The following is an 18,065-nucleotide window of genomic DNA, read 5'->3' as shown; positions in this document are numbered from 1 at the left end:
CATTTTATGCGCCGCCGTTGACAGTCCCGCCCGTCTTTGCTAATAGTCAATCAAGGCGGGAAAGCCTTAAAATGGCTTCCCGCCCATTTCAATTTTGAGAGAAAAATCCGTCTGTTTTTTCGTAAGTGTGGCTATCCGTGTGGGACGAGGGACGGGGGCTTTCATATCCGCCCTGTCTGCTGATGAAACCAGTCCTGCGCTTGCGGCTCCACGCCACGCAATCACAGCCCTGTTTTCCTGCTGCTTCAAATGTGCTTGCCCTTCCGGGCGGCAACCTCATTTTCGCAGCAACGCCGACAGAGCGTATAACACACTACACTTTGCAAGCAAAGTCGTGTGCCAAAGGGGTACCCTTTGGAAACCCCAGACAACAAAACAGGCTGAATATCTCGCACTTCCCCGGTGCTTGATACTCAGCCTTTATTTGTTGTCAGCAGCCCCCGTTTCGTGGTCTGCGTGTAGTTCCTTGTAAACTGACCTAAGTGGCGTTGTAAGTACCATCCTTTTGTTTGCCGGTATTTTTATGCTGACCTTTATATATAATCTGTTTCAGATACAGCTTGCCAAACCGGTGGAACTGCTGCATGGAAGCAGCCAGGGCGAGCGGGAGCCGAAGACGAAAAAGCTGATGGCAATAGTTGGAATTGTAACACTTGCAGCAGGCTACTATATGGCAATTACAGTAGATAATCCGGTAACTGCAGTGCTTCTGTTCTTTGTAGCGGTAATACTTGTAATTATCGGAACCTATTTTATATTTATGGCAGGCAGCATTGCAGTGCTTAAGTTCTTAAGAAAGAGAAAAAGTTATTATTATAAAAAGAAACATTTTGTGGCAGTCTCTGGTCTTATTTACCGGATGAAACAGAATGCAGCAGGACTGGCAAGCATCTGTATTTTATCTACGATGGTACTGGTGGTAATTTCTTCAACGGTAAGTATGTATGCCGGACTGGATGATGAACTGGCAACCCGTTATCAGGGAGATATCGGAGTATCCATTATCAGTGAAAATCCGATTACAGAAGGTGATACGTTGCGGGAGTTAGTGAACCGCACCATCCAGCAGGAGAACCGCAGTATAAAAGAAGAACAGGGCATGATGACGCTGACATTTTCCTGCATATCAGAAGATGGAAATCTTGTAATTCGAAAACATGATGATGAGGGCGATTATAGTTCTGATATTATTATGCTCCGCATGATTACAAGGGAAGATTATGAGGAAGCTTATAATGTAAGGGTTCCGGAGCTTTCGGATCACGAAGTGGTGTTGGTAACCAGTGATGGCTATGATAAAGATACGATTACGGTTGGAGATTATACTTATCCTATTTTACAGAAACAGCATTTTTCTTCTGAAAATGGACATTGGATGGATAATCAGGTCTATTATATGGTAGTAAACAGCGTAGAAGATATGGCACCGTTGTATGAAGCACAGAAAGAAATTTATGGGAAAAATGCCAGCAGCTATTATTATTCTCTGTATATCGACATCGATGGAAACAAGGAAGAAAAAATTGCCTGTGGAAATGCAGTATCTGCGGCAATTGGTGCATCCGGAATGGAGGAAGGGCATGACGGTAAATATTATATTATGATAGAAAACAGGGCAGAAAATGAAGATTCCTTCCGGCAGATGTATGGTGGCTTTCTGTTCCTTGGCATTTTCCTTGGAATCCTGTTTTTGATGATTACCGTACTTATTATTTTTTATAAGCAGATTTCGGAAGGGTATGAGGATAAAGAGCGCTTTGCCATTATGGAAAAAGTAGGAATGAGCAATGCGGAAGTAAAAAAGACCATCAGTGCACAGATCCGGATGGTATTTTTACTACCGATTGTTACCGCCGCGCTACATGTGCTGGCAGCATTTCCAATGATCCGGATGATACTGGCAGTGATGAATCTGAATAATGGAAGACTGTTTGCATACTGTCTTCTTGGTACGATTGCAGTATTTACAGTTATTTATCTGCTGGTATACAAGATGACCTCAAGAACCTATTATCGAATTGTCGGGCATCAGATTAGGTAGAGACTCTAATAATATCAAATAACCGTAAGAATCTGCTGCCGGCAGTTTCTTACGGTTGTCTGGCAAAGAAGAGAAAGCTCCCGCTGTACTATGGTGTCATTGGAGCTTTTTTCTCTGGTGTGTATTTAGCAATTGTTTTTAAAAGAAGTTCCGTATCCAGCGGTTTGGTGAGATGTTCATTCATTCCTGCAGAAAAAGTCTTCTGCCGGTCTTCTGCAAAAGCATTGGCAGTCATGGCAAGAATCGGAATGGTTGCGGCATCTGCACGGTCCAGGGAACGGATGGCTTTCGTAGCCTGGTAGCCATCCATAACTGGCATCATGACATCCATCAGAATCAGATCGTATTCCTGCGGAGAGGAGGCTTCAAATAAGGTCAGGGCTTCCTTTCCATTGTGGGCTTCAGTAACCGTTGCACCAGCATCCGTCAGAATAAATTCCGCAATCTCAAGATTAAGAGAATTATCTTCTGCCAGAAGAATATGATAGCCGGAAAGAGAGATTTCTTCATCGGAAGTTTCCGCTTCGGAAGTGGAAGCGGCATTATGGTCGATACAAAAAGGAATCGTAATCCGGTAAGTGGTGCCAATATCCTTTTCGCTGGAAAAATCAATGGTTCCGCCCATTTTATCCAAAAGATTCTTTACAATTGCCATGCCAAGTCCGGTACCGTTGTAAGTAGAACGGGCATTATGGTTTTCCTGAGTAAAAGGTTCAAATAAATGCTCCTGAAATTCTTTGCTCATGCCGATTCCAGTATCAGAGCAGGTAAATTCAATCCAGGCAGTATCTTCCGTGAAACGTACTTCATGACAACTTAGAATGACTTTTCCATTTTCCTTATTATATTTTACTGCATTGCTTACAATATTCATAAGAAGCCGCTTGATATGAATAGGACTTCCGATGAGACAGGGATGCTGGACAGAAGGAACTCCGCAAATAATTTCGATGCCACGTTCCGCAGCCTGCTTTTCTATGATGGTGGTGATATCATTGACCAGGTGTAGAACATGGAACGGGCGGGATTCTAAGACAATTTCGCCTGATTCCAGTTTTCCCATATCAAGAACTTCATTTACAAGTTCTAACAGCAGACCAGAAGACTCCTGGATTTTTTCGAGACATTCCTGCTGTTTGACAGGGTTATCTTTATAATGTCCGGCAATTTCCACCATACCACGGATTCCGTTAATCGGCGTCCGGATATCGTGACTCATCCGCTGCAAAAATTCGGTCTTGGCAAGGTTGGCACTTTCTGCCTTTTGGGCAGCCTCCTTTAGTGATTCCTGATAGAGTTTATCCTTCTTCAACTGGGCTTTCTGGTAGCTCTGGTCAGTCCTCCAGCGCAGCATCTGGAAAATCAGAAGAAGGCAGATATAACTAAACATATAATAAAATACTTTTCGCGGAGTCGTTTCAAAAACTGCATGCTCAGGCAGATAGACGTAGATATAATAATTCTGTCCCTGATCTAACATACCAAAGACATGCTTTGGTGAGGAGACTGTATTATGAACATGAACCATCTGTCCACTTACCGCTTTTTTGTTTATATTCTGTAGTACTTCAATATCATTAATATCTGTTCCTTCGAGTTTTTCTTCATTTGAGGCAATCACTTTATCACCACTGGTAATGACAATGGTGCTGTTACGGCTGATACTGTAGCCGGACAGCAAATTCTGAAAAGAGATACTGTAACTTTCAATATAATCAAGTGGTGTATGGTAATAAGTTACAATAATACCAGAGGTATCGGTACGTCCTACCGCTGCCAGGTCGATATAAGAGCCATCTTCACAGTTGATTCTGGAAGAGTATGTTTTTTCCGGATGTATGGCAACATCCAGAAGAACTTCTTTTTCCAGCGTATCGGTTAGGCCGGCACTGCCAATGGAATCAGTACAATATTCAGAGGTTACAGTTCCGGTTTCATCCAGAAAAATAATGCCGGTAATATAAAACTCTTTTGTAAATTCTTCCATGGAAGCTTTTTCCATGGATGTTGTGCCATGCAGACAGTTATCCGTAGAAATATTGTGGGCAGCCTGCTGACAGCATTCAATAATACGCATCAGGCTCTTGGTTTCGGAGGCTAAATTTAAATTGCTGTAGGTGGAGCATTGTTTCTTCAAATAATTAACCGTATCTGCAAGGTGTTCTTCTGTGGATTCGATATCATCGTTTGCGGAAGTAAAAAATACCAGAAGGAAGAACAGGATGCCAAGAAATATTGAAAAAGGCCAGAAAAAACGCAGTCTAAAGGGTTTGTTCTTATTTGACTTCATAATTTTCTACCTCCAGATAAGTACTTGGATGTGCTAAGTATTTTCCGATGATTTTCTCAGAGGTTCCATCTTTTTGCATTTCCCCTAAAGTATCAGACAGTTTTTCGTTAAGCCCGCTGGTATCATCAAGAGAGAAAGCCACACCCAGTCCGACAGTAAGAAGCGGTTTATCCAGAATGCGGTATTCCACATGATAATCAGACATATATTGTAAAATAGAAGTTTCATGGGCAGCAACCGCATCCACATAACCTTTGCTTAACATTGGGTAAATCAGCTCACGATTCTGCATGGCGAAAAGCCCGTTAATTTTTGGAATGTCGGGGTCGGTCTGGTTGAGAAAAATATCTTCCGGTTTCGTGGTAGCCTGAACGGCGATGTTTTTACCGGCAAGATCCTGCAGGGTGTAAATATTGCTGTCCGGACTGACTGCAACCACCTGCTGGCTGATCATATAAGGTCCCGCCCATTTGTATTCATCCATTCGTCCGTCCATGCTAAAGCAGCCCCATGCACAGTCGATACTGCCATCCTGCAGAAGAGCTTTTTTATTTTCCCAGTCGATGGTGACAAATTCAGCCTGATAGCCCATTCTGTGGAAGGCTTCCGTGGCAAGTTCCACATCAATGCCGGTTGGTCTGCCGTCTGTTCCGCTATAATTAAAAGGCGGATAATTGTCGCTGCCGATTACAATAGTTGGCAGCGAAGTTTCCTGTTTTGTGGAAAGAGTATTTTCTGCTTTTCTACAGCTGCATAATAAAATTGTAAAGATAAAGAGAACAGCCAATAGCTGTTGTAGTTTTTTCGAACCATTCATATAATAGAGTCACCCCTGAAAAAAATCTTTTTACTGTGTTACTATTATAAAGTAAGAAAGACGCAGATACAACAGATTACAACAGATTGCAATAGAAAATCACTTGAACTTTCGACAAAAAAATTGTATATTTGATATAGAAATGTAAATTTATATCTGAAAAGTTTAAACAAGTAGAAATGCTAAGGGATATGTTAGAGAAGAGGGGAATTAGGATGAAAGAAGTTACAAAACAGGCAGAGAAAACACAGATTAGCCATAAAACACTGAGACTGATGATCGGAACACTCTGTTCTGTCATCGGAACGCTGCTAGCCCTTTATGTGGGAGGCTGGCTTATGTTATGTAAACCAATACAGGGGGTGGTTTCTGCATACTTTGCAGGAAATCTTACAATTGGAATCATCGCACTGGCGGTATTCAAGTGTCTGTTGTCTGTAACAGTGGCAGGAGCCATCTGGTGTGGTGGATATATTGCTAAGTGCAAGTTTATTGGACATGAAGATTATTAATGAGAAGATTCGAAAAGGATAGGAATGAAAAGGCATGACGGATTAACGTCATGCCTTTTTGATATTAAGTTTAAATTCCCTCGAACCGTCCGGAAGCCCCACAAGGAAGTGTAAGTCCGTTGGAACTGACCGGAAGACCGATTTCGTCGGCTGTGACTTTGCCAGGGAAACGTTTTAGTTCTGTTCCGATAAGGTAAGAGAGGACAGCTGGCTGTAAGCCGGTAGTATAGGAATTAATCAGGAAGAACAAAGGTCTGTCCACCAGAAGCTGGGCACAGAGTTTGACCAGCGGATGGATAGATTCTTCGATTTTCCAGATTTCTCCTTTCGGACCTCTGCCATAGGATGGAGGGTCCATAATAATAGCATCGTAGTGGTTGCCACGGCGGATTTCACGTTCCACGAATTTGACACAGTCATCTACAATCCAGCGGATTGGTGCATCTGCAAGACCGGAAGAAGCAGCATTTTCCTTGGCCCAGGTAACCATACCTTTGGAAGCGTCTACATGGGTAACGGATGCACCTGCTGCTGCGGCAGCAATCGTAGCACCACCGGTATAGGCAAAAAGATTTAAGACTTTAACTGGTCTTCCTGCTTTTTTAATAAGTTCAGAGAACCAGTCCCAGTTAGCAGCCTGCTCCGGGAAAAGACCGGTGTGCTTGAAGCTGAAAGGCTTTAACTGGAAAGTAAGACTGTGGTAGTGGATGCTCCACTGCTGTGGCAGGTCAAAGAATTCCCATTCGCCGCCACCTTTCTTACTACGGTGATAATGGGCATTCATTTTGTGCCATCCTTTTTCTTTCCGTGGCGTATCCCAGATAACCTGTGGGTCTGGACGTACCAGGATATAGTCACCCCAACGCTCCAGTTTCTCACCTTTTGAACAGTCTATTACTTCATAATCTTTCCAGTTATCTGCAAGCCACATAGCATTTCCTCCAATATTTTCTGGTATCAAATATTTTCTGTTTTGTCTTAAGACATCTGCATCTTATTATATAAGGGGGAAAATGTTCCGTCAACTTATTCCTGTTTAAAAATCACAGGCAGTTGTGAAAAGGGAATAGATTACCGCAATCGTATTTCACTGATTCACAGGGGATTTTCTTTATCCGATATGAAATGCCAACAGTTCTTAGAATGCGTGTTTTTCTTGCTGATAAACTGTCTTTCCGGTTGCTTTGACTGAATAGCTGTACTGTCCGTCGAGAACAGATGCCGCATAAAGCCTGCAAGGGGCACAGGGAATTTCGGCATAATTATACTTTCTTCTGGCAACCGGCACAAATTCACGTCCATGTTCAAATGTGCCTCGCTGGTACATCCCTGTACCAGCGTTGCATGTTGCCAGACGAAATTCCAAGTGCCCCTAACAGCCCTTATCAGGCATCTGTACTTCGGTGGACAGTGCAGTTATTCTGACAAACATTGGAAAGACTGTTTTAATCATCTAAAGAAAAACATGCATTTTAGAACTGTGGTATTTCGTAGCGAAAGAAAATCCCCTGCGAATCAGTGAAATATGATTCGGGTAAAAGTTCTATCTTTTTCACAACTGCCTGTGAAAATCAGCAGAGAATAAGTGAAAGAATAAAGAGGACTCCAAGAAAAATCACATTGTAGAGGGTGAAAATCCCAAGAAACCGCCTTGTATCGCTTCCATTACTATTGGCATAGAACTTAAAGGAAATAAGGCTTGCCAGTGAAGCAATAAGTGTGCCAAGACCACCTAAGTTGACACCGATAAGCAGTGCGGAATAATTATTGGTAAAACCGGAAAGCAGGATGGCAGCAGGCACATTGCTGATAATCTGGCTGGCACCAATACCCATCAGAACTTCATGGTGGACCAAAAGCTTTGAAATCAGTTCGTGTACTAGGGAAATCTGCTTCATATTTCCGATAAAGATGAAGAAGCAAAGAAAGGTAAGCAGCAGGAAATAATCCACATCTTTTAACACATGATAATCAAGAATAAGAAAACCAAAGAAAACGATAAGCAGCATTATCTGAAATGGCAGAATGTGCAGTACCGTCAGAAGGCATATCAGAAAAAGAATGCAATAAGCGGCAAACAGAATCCGGGGATTCCTGTGACTGCGGGAAGAGGCTGGCTTATCAGTGGAACAGGCGGAAGATTCCGTTTGGACTGCAGAAAAATTGCCTGCCTGGAAAGAGGCTTTTGGAAGAACCAGCAGGAAAAGGATGAGCAGCAGGGCGGATACAGCGGAATAGGGCAGCATGATCCGGATAAAATCCCATAGAGACAGACCGGAAATTGTATACAGATAGAGATTCTGCGGATTGCCAAGGGGAGTCAGCATACTGCCGAGATTGGCGGCAATGGTTTCAAGAACGATAACTGGAATCAATGCCTGTCGCTGGTCAGCCATCGACAGCACCAGAATTGTAAAAGGCACAAAAGTGATCAGGGCAACATCGTTGGTAATCAGCATACTGAAAAAGAAGCAGAGAAAGACAAAAAGGGCTGCCAGTGTCCGCAGGGAATGCACCTTATGAAGGAGCAGGGTTCCAAGTCTGGTAAAGACGCCAATCGAAGAAAACCCCCTTACCACAGCCATCAGGGAGAATAAAAGAGCCAGTACCCGGAAATCAATATAAGAAAAGTAATTTACGGATGGTGGAATAAAAAACATGGATACAACTGCCAGCAGGAAAGCAATGCAGCAGACGGTTTCTTTTTTGAAAAAATCTTTTACTTTTGTAAACATACGGGTCTCCTTCTATGAAATCATATCTTAGGCAGTTGCGAAAGATAATAACATTTTGCTAATAATTTCTTCGCTATGTAAAGTATCTTTGTTTTGCATCGAAATACCGTAGTTCTAAAATATTAGTTTTGCTTTTGGCGATAAAACCAGTCTTTCCAATGTTTAACAAAGATAGCGCCACTGTTCGTCAAAGTGCGGATGCCTGATAAAGGCTGTTAGGGGCACTTGGAATTTCGCCTGGCATCCGGCAACGCTGGCACAGGACGTGCCAGCGAGGCGCATCTGAACATGGATGTGAATATGCGCCGGTTGCCAGACGGACTTCTTAATTATCCGAAATTCCTAGTGCCCCTTGCAGGTGTTATGTGGCATCCGTATTCGACGGACAGTGGCACTATCTTATGTCAAAGCAACGGAAAGACTGCTTGCAGACAAGCAAAACATAATATTAAGAACTACTGGTATTTTGACGCACATAAATACACCTACTTCAAATAGCAAAGAAATTTCTGCTAAAATGTTATTCTTTCGCAGCACCTAAATCATTTCCCGCGGGGATTTCCCAAACTGCTTCTTATAGGCACGAAGAAAAGTAGAATAATTGTGAAAGCCGCAGGCAAAGCAGGCATCGGTTACTGCAGTGCCGGAGCTGATTAAATCCCTGGCAAAGAGAAGCCGTTTCGTGGAAAGATAATTTCCGATGGTATACCCGGTCTGCTCCTTAAAAGAGTGCATCAGATAATAGCGGCTGGTAAAAAAGTGCTCTGCTAAAGAATCCACCGTAATATCTTCCGTCAGATGTTCATTCATATAGGTAAGAACCGACAGAATCTTTTCATTTGCCTGGAAGGAATCTTCATATTGCAGGGTGCCGGATAAGGCAGCCCGGTTTAAGTGAATCATAAATTCTAAGAAAAGCGTATTCTGGTAAATCTCATTGGCAAAGCTGTCTTCGGAAAAAGAGTGGACAAGCTCTGTCATGGTATCTAAGAGCCGCCGGTCCTTCATGCCGGATAAGTGCAGGACATTGGACGGCATGGCAGCATCCGGAAGAAAGCACTGGTTTAAGAAAATAGTTTTATCGGATGATGTAACTGTAAAATCCGGGGAAACATAAATAATCATCCGCTCATAGGGTGTGGTGTCATGAATGATTGGACGGTGGACTTCACCGGAACGAACCAGAACCAGATCCCCCGGGGTAAGCTGGTAGGATTTTCCTTCAATACAATAGGTGACATTGCCGCTTAGGAAAAAGAGCAGTTTGTGAAAATCATGATAATGAAAGTCGTAGGCAGACATTTCGTGGTCAGTCAGGTGAAATATCTTAAAGTCATGATGAAGATATCCGGTTTTCTCATATTTTTTCATAAAAATCACATCCTATATACAAAATCAATCTATGGACAGTATAAAGCACGATTTGCAATAAGGAAAGCATTATTTTACTATCAATTTCAATAAAATGTTGGTATAATGATTGATATATGAAAAGCAGGACAAGTGTGTCATCCGGCAGCTGTCCTGTTGGAAACGAAAATATATGGTGGGTAATTAAGACGAAGAAAGGCGGTAACAATATGAAAAACTTCAGCAACTATACTGATTACAGTACAAAAGAGGATTTACATTTTGAATCCAAAGCAGTACATGGAGCATTAGGAACGGAACCATTAACCGGCGCAGTCAGCATGCCAATCTTTCAGGCAGCAACCTTCCGTCATCCGGAATTAGGACGGACAACAGGATTTGCCTATAGCCGTCTTGAGAATCCGACCAGACAGGAATTGGAAAGAACCATGGCAATCTTAGAAGGAGGAATCCAGGGATTTGCATTTTCTTCCGGACAGGCTGCGAATATGGCAGTATTTTCCTTGTTAAATCCGGGCGAGCATGTAATTCTTTCCGATGATATTTATGGTGGAACCTTCCGTATCATTGGAGATGTATTTGGAAAATATGGAATCGAACATACTTATGTAGATATGTCTGAATTAGACGAAGTAAAGGCAGCTATCCGACCGAATACAAAAATGTTCTTCGTTGAGACACCGACCAATCCGATGATGAAGGTGGCAGACATTCATGCCATTTCTGAAATCGCAAAATCCATCGGAGCATTAACCGTTGTGGATAATACATTTTTAACACCATATTTCCAGAAACCGCTGCAGTTGGGAGCTGACATTGTAACCCACAGTTCTACCAAATATCTGGGGGGACACAACGACACCATTTCCGGAATCGTAGTAGTAAAAGATAACAAAGAAATTGCGGATAAGATTCACATCCATATCAAATCCCACGGAAGCCAGCTGGCACCGTTAGACAGCTGGCTGGTATTAAGGGGAATCAAGACACTTGCAGTCCGTATGGACCGCCACAATGAGAATGCCAGGAAGGTAGCAGAGTGGCTTCGTACACAGCCGAAGGTAAAGAAAGTATATTATGTTGGCTTTGAAGACCATAAGGATTACGAAGTAACCTGCCGTCAGACCACCGGATTTGGCGGAATGATTTCCTTTACCGTAGACAGCTATGAGACCGTTAAGAAGATTCTTAAAAATGTAGATATGATTATGTTTGCAGAGAGTCTTGGTGGAACAGAGACCTTAATCACATATCCGACCACACAGACTCATGAGGATACACCACTTGATGTGAAAGAGAAGCTGGGTATTACAGACTGCTTCCTTCGTATGTCAGTAGGAATTGAAAATGTGGATGATATCATTGCAGATTTAGACCGGGCAATGAATGCTTAAGAAAAATAAAGGAAAGAGAAAGCAAGGAGAAAATAAATGAAATTTACAAAGATGCAGGCATTTGGAAACGATTATGTATATATCGATGCCATTCATCAGCATCTTGACAATCTGCCGGAGCTTGCGAGATTCGTAAGTGACCGGCATTTTGCCATTGGTTCTGACGGAATGGTATTGATTTGTCCGTCCGAAAAAGGGGATTTCCGGATGCGGATGTTTAACCCGGATGGAACAGAGGGTGAGATGTGTGGAAATGCATTGCGTAGCGTAGGAAAATATGTATACGATCACAGACTGACGGATAAGACAGATCTTGTAATTGAAACCTTAGGCGGCATGCAGCATTTGAACCTGACTGTAACAGACGGTCTGGTAAGCAATATCAGAGCGGATATCGGAGCACCGAGAATGTCTGCAAAAGTGATTCCGGTCAACACAAAGCTGGATGAATTTGTAGAGCAGCCGGTACAGGTACTGGATAAGACCTTCCATATTACGGCAGTATCATGGGGCAACCCGCATTGTGCCATGTATGTAGACAGCGTGGCAGACCTTGATGTAGAAAAATACGGAAAAACCATTGAACATATGACAGAGCTTTTTACCAATAAGACCAATGTAACTTTTGTGGAATTTGTTCGCAGGGATTATGTGAAAATCCGGGAATGGGAAAGAGGAACCGGAGAGACTATCGGATGCGGAACCGGATGCTGTACTGCAGTGGTAGCCGGCGTATTAACCGGACGCTTAGACCGGAAAGTAACGGTAGAGCAGATTGGCGGACCGCTCTATATTGAGTGGGAGGAAGAAAGCGGACATATGTTTATGACCGGACCTTCCCATACGGTATTTGAATCGGAAATTGATGCAAGCCACATTATCGGAACAGCGGAATAATACATTAGGAGAGAAGTATGAAATTAGCAGAAATATGTGAAGAATTGACCTATACCTGCCTGCAGGGAGAGATGGAGAAAGAAATCAGTGATATTATCTATGATTCGAGAAAAGTAGAAAAAGACACCGTATTTGTCTGTATGGTAGGAGCTGTTGTAGACGGACATGACTTTGTTGAAGATGCGGTAAAGAAAGGTGCTTCCGCCCTTGTAGTAGAGCATGCAGTAGAAGCCGATATCCCGGAGAGTTGTACGGTTCTTCAGGTAGAGGATGCCCGCTATGCCCTGGCAATTATGTCAGCCGCTTTCTTTGGACATCCGGACAGAGAGCTTACTACCATCGGACTGACCGGAACCAAGGGAAAGACCACAACTACTTATATGATAAAGAGCGTTTTAGAGGAAGCCGGCAGGAAAGTCGGACTGATTGGAACCATCGGTGCCCTGATTGGAGAGGAAAAACTTCCGGCAAAGAATACCACACCGGAATCTTATGAATTACATAAGATGTTCCGTGCCATGGTAGATGCCGGTTGTGAATATGTAGTAATGGAAGTATCCTCCCAGGGACTTAAGATGCACAGGGTAGCCGGAATCGTATTTGATTATGGAATCTTTACCAACTTATCACCGGATCATATCGGACCAAATGAGCATGCAACCTTTGAAGAATATCAGGAATGCAAGAGTATGCTGTTCCGCCAGTGTAAGGTAGGAATTGTGAATGCAGATGATGAACATGTGGATGGAATTGTAAAGAATCATACCTGTAAGCTATATACTTTTTCCTGTGAGAAAGAAGCAGACCTTATGGCGGGAGCAATCGGCTATCTGGATGAAGAAGGACAGATTGGCATGCACTTTACCACCACCGGCTGTATGAATGTCTATGCGGTAGTGCATATCCCGGGAAGCTTTTCTGTATACAATTCGCTGGTAACGATGCTGACCTGTCATCTGGCAGGAATTTCCGATGAGGCAATTTTACGGGGATTGGATAAAGTAAAAGTGAGAGGCCGTGTGGAATTAGTTCCGGTTTCCAAAGATTTTACGGTAATTATAGACTATGCCCATAATGAAGTCAGCACAAGAAGCGTGCTTACCACATTAAAAGAGTATCATCCGAAACGTTTAATCTGTGTCTATGGTGGCGGTGGAAACCGTTCCAAGCTGCGCCGCTATGACATGGGAGAAGTGACAGGAGAACTGGCAGATTTAAGCGTGCTGACCTGTGATAATCCAAGAGATGAAGAAATCCGCGACATTAACAACGATATTAAGATTGGCCTTGCAAAGAGCAACGGAAAATATATCGAAATTGATGACCGCAAAGCAGCCATCAAATATTGTATCGAAAATGCCAAAAAGGGTGATATGATAGTGCTCCTTGGAAAAGGTCATGAAGATTATCAGGAAATCAAAGGTGTAAAATATCATTTTGATGAAAGAGAAGCCATTGCCGAAATCAAAAAAGAGTTAAATTTATAATTCACATATGTGAATTATGCTGAAATATAAGAATTGCAATAAGTAACCGGAGTCATTGACTTATCATTGTGCCACCCTTATAATAAAGATTATGTATCAGCAAAACAGGTGAAAGCCTGTGACGCAAAGCTATAGGGTCTTTGAAATGACAGCCAGTTGCAAGAAGGAAGCATCCGTGCATTGGCGGAAGCTTCCTTTTTTCGGTTATGCGGGAAATGCGCAAAGCGTGTTTTCTGTAGCCGTACGCAGGTAACGAGGGAAAGGAAACAAATATGCAGAAGTTTGATTATGAAGTATACACAGGAAATGATTTAGGAGCGGTATACTCACCGAAAATGACAAGATTTAAGGTCTGGGCACCAGAGGCAGAATCCGTGAAGCTGAACCTTTATAAACAGGGCGAAGGAGATAATCTCATAGAACAGCATATTATGAAGAAGTCAGCAAACGGTACTTACGTTTTTGAAAAACAGGGAGATTGTAATGGAATCTACTATACCTATACAGTAGTAAATCACGGGGAAGAGCAGGAGGCAGTAGATCCGTATACAAAAGCTGCCGGGGTAAACGGGCAGCGCGGTATGGTTATCAATCTGGCAAAGACAAACCCACAGGGCTTTGAACTGGATGAGTACCGGAATCCGGAGCATATCACAGATGCCATTATCTATGAAGGCAGTGTCAGGGATTTTACGATGGATGAATCCAGCGGCGTATTTCATAATGGAAAGTTCTTAGGCCTGACGGAAGCCAACACCACAAATCATTTTGGAGAAGCGACAGCACTTGATTATATCAGTGACCTTGGCATTACCCATGTGCAGATTCTTCCGGCATTTGATTTTGAGACCGTAGATGAGAAAAATCAGAAAGCACAGTATAACTGGGGATATGATCCGGATAATTATAATGTTCCGGAAGGCTCTTATGCAGTCAGCCCATATGATGGAGAGGTGCGGATTCAGGAAATGAAACAGATGGTGCTGGCATTGCACAGCAGAGGAATCGGAGTGATTATGGATGTGGTCTTTAATCATACCTATCGAAGGGATGATTCCAACCTTCAGAAGATTGTGCCGGGCTATTATTATAGAAGTGATGAGACCGGATATACTAACGGCTCCGGCTGTGGCAATGAAGTGGCCAGTGACCGTCCGATGGCGCAGAAATTAATCGTAGATTCCCTGATTTACTGGGCAAAGGAATATCATATCGATGGATTCCGCTTTGATTTGATGGGAGTTCTGGATATTGATACAATGAATGTTATTGCAGAGCGTTTAAAAGAAATCCGTCCGGATATTTATCTTTATGGGGAAGGCTGGAACGGTGGTCCATCTTCCCTGGCAGAGGAGAAACGGGCATTTAAAGCCGGTGCGAAAAAGATGCCGGGAATCGGCATGTTCAATGATGATATCCGTGATACCATAAAAGGAAGCGTATTCTATGATGATCATCTGGGCTTCGTTAATGGCGGCATCCATCTGGAAAATGCATTGCGCTATGGCATTACAGGAGCAGTCGCACATCCACAGGTAGATTATGATGCCTATGGCAGTAAGCCGTGGGCGAAAGAGCCGGGACAGAGTATTAATTATGTCTCCTGTCATGATAACTATACCCTGTGGGATAAATTATCTGTCTCCTGCCCGGAGGCATCGGAAGAAAAGAAGAAAGCCATGAACCGGTTGTGCGCAGCCATTGTATTTACTTCCCAGGGTGTGCCTTTTATCCAGGCAGGTGAAGAATTCCTCCGCAGCAAACCACTGCCGGAGAAAAAAGGTTTTGCAGAAAACAGCTATAATATGCCGGATGCGGTAAACAGCATCAAGTGGGATAATATACATGAATATCCGGATATGATAGCATACTATAAGGGTTTGATGGCACTGCGGAAAGCCCATCCGGTATTCCGTATGCAGAGTGAAGCGGAAATGACACAGAATCTCTGCTTCTTATCAGATACACCGGAAAATGTTGTGGCATATCTTTTAAAGGGAAAATGTGCAGATGATACACCAGAAAACATTTTGGTAATATTCAACGGAAATGATGAAGAGATTTTGTATAATTTGCCGGAAGGAAAATGGAAAATTCTGGTGGATGACAAAACGGCAGGTGCAGACGGCAAAAAAATTATTTCCGAAAAGGCCGATGTAGAGCCGCTTTCCGCTCTTGTATTAGAAAAAGAATAAACAATTTGGCACAATACCTTGAAAAGATAATTTAATCTGATACAATATATAGTATACGCGTTGAAAATGAATTATTTTGAATAGGGGTGCGAATATGAAAATCATAAAGAGAAGTGGGACGGAAGTTATATTTGATAAAGAGAAGATTTTAGCGGCTGTGTGTAAAGCCAATGAAAGTGTGGTAGACAGCGAGCGTATGACAGAGGCACAGATTAATGCCATTGGTGAAAATGTGGAGAAGGCATGTAATACCATGAACCGTGCATTAACCGTAGAAGAGATTCAGGATCTGGTGGAGAACCTGATTATGAATCAGCGTGCGTATACGGTAGCCAGAAATTATATTACTTACCGCTATAAACGTGCTCTGGTAAGAAAGACCAATTCTACCGACGACCAGATTCTGACGCTGCTTGCCTGCAAGAATGAGGAAGTAAAGCAGGAAAACAGCAACAAGAATCCAACTGTAAGCAGTGTGCAGCGTGATTATATGGCAGGAGAAGTCAGCAAGGATATTACCAAGCGCTTCCTCCTGCCACAGGATATTGTAGAGGCTCATGAGCAGGGAATTATACATTTCCACGATTCCGATTATTTTGCACAGCATATGCATAACTGCTGTCTGGTTAATTTGGAGGATATGCTGCAGAATGGAACCGTAATCAGTGAGACCATGATTGATAAGCCAAAGAGCTTTGAGACTGCCTGCAATATTGCAACCCAGAGTATTGCCCAGATTGCAAGTTCCCAGTATGGGGGACAGAGTATTTCGCTGGCACATTTAGCTCCATTTGTCAATGTGAGCCGTCAGAAATTCCGGCGTCAGGTAGCAGCAGAATTTGAAGCGGCAGGACTGGAATTAATAGAAGAACAGATTAATAAAGTAGCAGAGATTCGTGTAAAAGACGAAATCAAGCGCGGCGTCCAGATGATTCAGTATCAGGTGATCACACTGATGACCACCAATGGACAGGCTCCGTTTGTAACAGTCTTTATGTATATTGATGAAGTACCGGAAGGACAGGTAAGAGACGACCTTGCAGCGATTATTGAAGAAGTCTTAAAGCAGAGAATTCTTGGTGTGAAAAATGAGCAGGGCATCTACATTACACCGGCATTTCCAAAGCTGATTTATGTGCTGGAAGAGGATAATGTTGAGCCGGATTCCAAGTATTATTATCTGACAGAGCTGGCTGCAAAATGTACCGCAAAGCGTCTGGTACCGGATTATATTTCAGAAAAAATCATGAAACAGCTGAAAGAGGGCAACTGCTATCCATGTATGGGCTGCCGTTCTTTCTTAAGTGTATACAAAGATGAAGAAGGAAAGCCGAAATATTACGGACGGTTCAATCAGGGTGTCGTAACACTGAATCTGGTAGATATCGCATGTTCCTCCGGTGGAGACATGACCCGTTTCTGGGAAATTTTTGATGAGCGTCTGGATTTGTGCTATCGTGCGCTGATGGCAAGACACAACCGTCTGAAGGGAACACCTTCTGATGTGGCACCGATTCTCTGGCAGTATGGAGCACTGGCCCGTCTTAAGAAGGGCGAGACCATAGACAAGCTTTTATATGGCGGCTATTCCACTATTTCTTTAGGCTATGCAGGATTGTGTGAATGTACCCGTTATATGACTGGTAAATCCCATACTAATCCGGAAGCAACACCATTTGCACTGGCAGTGATGCAGCATCTTAACGACGCCTGTGATAAGTGGAAGACAGAGACAAACATTGGATTCAGTGTATATGGAACACCATTGGAGTCAACTACATATAAATTTGCAAAATGCTTACAGAAACGTTTTGGAATCATTCCGGGCGTTACAGATAAGAGCTATATTACTAACAGTTATCATGTACATGTAACAGAGCACATTGATGCATTTAAAAAACTTGGTTTTGAAGCAAAGTTCCAGGAGCTTTCCCCGGGCGGCGCAATCAGCTATGTGGAAGTGCCGGATATGCAGGATAATATTGAGGCGGTACTGTCTGTCATCCGTTATATTTATGACCATATTATGTATGCAGAACTGAATACCAAGAGTGATTATTGTATGGAATGTGGTTACAATGGCGAGATTAAAATTGTAACAGACAAATACGGCAAGCTGGTGTGGGAATGCCCAAGCTGTGGTAACCGTGACCAGGATAAGATGAACGTGGCAAGACGTACCTGTGGTTATATCGGAACCCAGTTCTGGAATCAGGGAAGAACTCAGGAAATCAAAGACCGTGTATTACATTTGTAAAGAAAATTTAGAAAAAGGAGTACTTTAATGATGTGACCCCAAAAAGTTAGACTTTTAAGCGTAGCAGTT

General features: G+C 42.9%; 14 protein-coding genes and 1 riboswitch. Of the genes, 8 read left to right on the top strand and 6 right to left on the bottom strand.

Annotated elements, in window-relative coordinates:
• Positions 1-66: 66 nt before the first annotated feature.
• The gene (locus tag DWX65_RS15195) at positions 67-249 is read right to left on the bottom strand and encodes a gluconolactonase (protein WP_024739837.1); all 183 of its coding nucleotides are present in this window, start codon (positions 247-249) and stop codon (positions 67-69) included.
• Between the two features lie 274 nt (positions 250-523).
• Between DWX65_RS15195 and DWX65_RS10060 the strand changes: the two genes are divergently transcribed.
• Entirely contained in the window at positions 524-2,041 is a 1,518-nt protein-coding gene (locus tag DWX65_RS10060) for an ABC transporter permease (protein WP_118173382.1), read from the top strand.
• Positions 2,042-2,129: 88 nt separating this feature from the next.
• Here the strand turns inward: DWX65_RS10060 and DWX65_RS10055 are convergent, their stop codons facing one another.
• Both DWX65_RS10055 and DWX65_RS10050 read right to left on the bottom strand, forming a co-directional pair.
• The gene (locus tag DWX65_RS10055) at positions 2,130-4,331 is read right to left on the bottom strand and encodes an ATP-binding protein (RefSeq protein ID WP_118173381.1); all 2,202 of its coding nucleotides are present in this window, start codon (positions 4,329-4,331) and stop codon (positions 2,130-2,132) included.
• On the bottom strand, positions 4,318-5,148 hold the full coding sequence (locus DWX65_RS10050) for a substrate-binding periplasmic protein (RefSeq protein WP_118173380.1): 831 nt from the start codon (positions 5,146-5,148) through the stop codon (positions 4,318-4,320). Before DWX65_RS10050 ends, DWX65_RS10055 begins: the two co-directional genes overlap by 14 nt.
• Positions 5,149-5,363: 215 nt before the next feature.
• Between DWX65_RS10050 and DWX65_RS10045 the strand changes: the two genes are divergently transcribed.
• Positions 5,364-5,660 carry a hypothetical protein gene (locus DWX65_RS10045; protein ID WP_118173379.1) on the top strand — a complete coding sequence of 99 codons (297 nt, stop codon included), beginning with the start codon at positions 5,364-5,366 and terminating at the stop codon, positions 5,658-5,660.
• Between the two features lie 70 nt (positions 5,661-5,730).
• Here DWX65_RS10045 and DWX65_RS10040 read toward each other — a convergent pair whose 3' ends face one another.
• Positions 5,731-6,591, bottom strand: coding sequence for a class I SAM-dependent methyltransferase (locus DWX65_RS10040; protein WP_117697784.1), 861 nt, complete (start codon positions 6,589-6,591; stop codon positions 5,731-5,733).
• 640 nt (positions 6,592-7,231) lie between these two features.
• A complete protein-coding gene (locus DWX65_RS10030; protein WP_118173377.1) occupies positions 7,232-8,395 on the bottom strand; it encodes an SLC13 family permease in 1,164 nt (387 codons plus the stop codon).
• 225 nt (positions 8,396-8,620) lie between these two features.
• Between DWX65_RS10030 and DWX65_RS15000 the strand changes: the two genes are divergently transcribed.
• On the top strand, positions 8,621-8,893 hold the full coding sequence (locus DWX65_RS15000) for a hypothetical protein (RefSeq protein ID WP_147340209.1): 273 nt from the start codon (positions 8,621-8,623) through the stop codon (positions 8,891-8,893).
• 39 nt (positions 8,894-8,932) lie between these two features.
• On the opposite strand, the gene DWX65_RS10025 is transcribed toward DWX65_RS15000, so the two are convergent.
• The gene (locus DWX65_RS10025) at positions 8,933-9,766 is read right to left on the bottom strand and encodes an AraC family transcriptional regulator (protein ID WP_118173376.1); all 834 of its coding nucleotides are present in this window, start codon (positions 9,764-9,766) and stop codon (positions 8,933-8,935) included.
• Positions 9,767-9,975: 209 nt separating this feature from the next.
• Between DWX65_RS10025 and DWX65_RS10020 the strand changes: the two genes are divergently transcribed.
• The 5 genes from DWX65_RS10020 (at position 9,976) to nrdD (ending at position 17,996) form a co-directional block, all read left to right on the top strand.
• Complete coding sequence (locus DWX65_RS10020) at positions 9,976-11,160, top strand: trans-sulfuration enzyme family protein (RefSeq protein WP_117697846.1); 1,185 nt, start codon at positions 9,976-9,978, stop codon at positions 11,158-11,160.
• Between the two features lie 36 nt (positions 11,161-11,196).
• A complete protein-coding gene (dapF, locus tag DWX65_RS10015; protein ID WP_022243023.1) occupies positions 11,197-12,057 on the top strand; it encodes a diaminopimelate epimerase in 861 nt (286 codons plus the stop codon).
• A 17-nt stretch (positions 12,058-12,074) separates the two neighbouring features.
• The gene (locus tag DWX65_RS10010; protein WP_118173375.1) at positions 12,075-13,544 is read left to right on the top strand and encodes a UDP-N-acetylmuramoyl-L-alanyl-D-glutamate--2,6-diaminopimelate ligase; all 1,470 of its coding nucleotides are present in this window, start codon (positions 12,075-12,077) and stop codon (positions 13,542-13,544) included.
• 88 nt (positions 13,545-13,632) lie between these two features.
• Positions 13,633-13,708, top strand: a riboswitch (cyclic di-GMP riboswitch).
• 108 nt (positions 13,709-13,816) lie between these two features.
• Positions 13,817-15,739, top strand: a complete 1,923-nt coding sequence (gene pulA / locus DWX65_RS10005) for a type I pullulanase (protein WP_118173374.1) — start codon at positions 13,817-13,819, stop codon at positions 15,737-15,739.
• A 94-nt stretch (positions 15,740-15,833) separates the two neighbouring features.
• Positions 15,834-17,996: an anaerobic ribonucleoside-triphosphate reductase gene (gene nrdD / locus DWX65_RS10000; RefSeq protein ID WP_118173373.1), complete on the top strand. Its 2,163-nt coding sequence runs from the start codon at positions 15,834-15,836 to the stop codon at positions 17,994-17,996.
• Positions 17,997-18,065 lie beyond the last annotated feature (69 nt).

Origin of the sequence: Roseburia sp. AF20-18LB (assembly GCF_003461185.1) — a bacterium.
GTDB lineage: Bacteria > Bacillota > Clostridia > Lachnospirales > Lachnospiraceae > Roseburia_C > Roseburia_C amylophila.
Note: the sequence above shows the minus strand (reverse complement) of the source record. Positions and strands in the feature narration are given on the sequence as shown.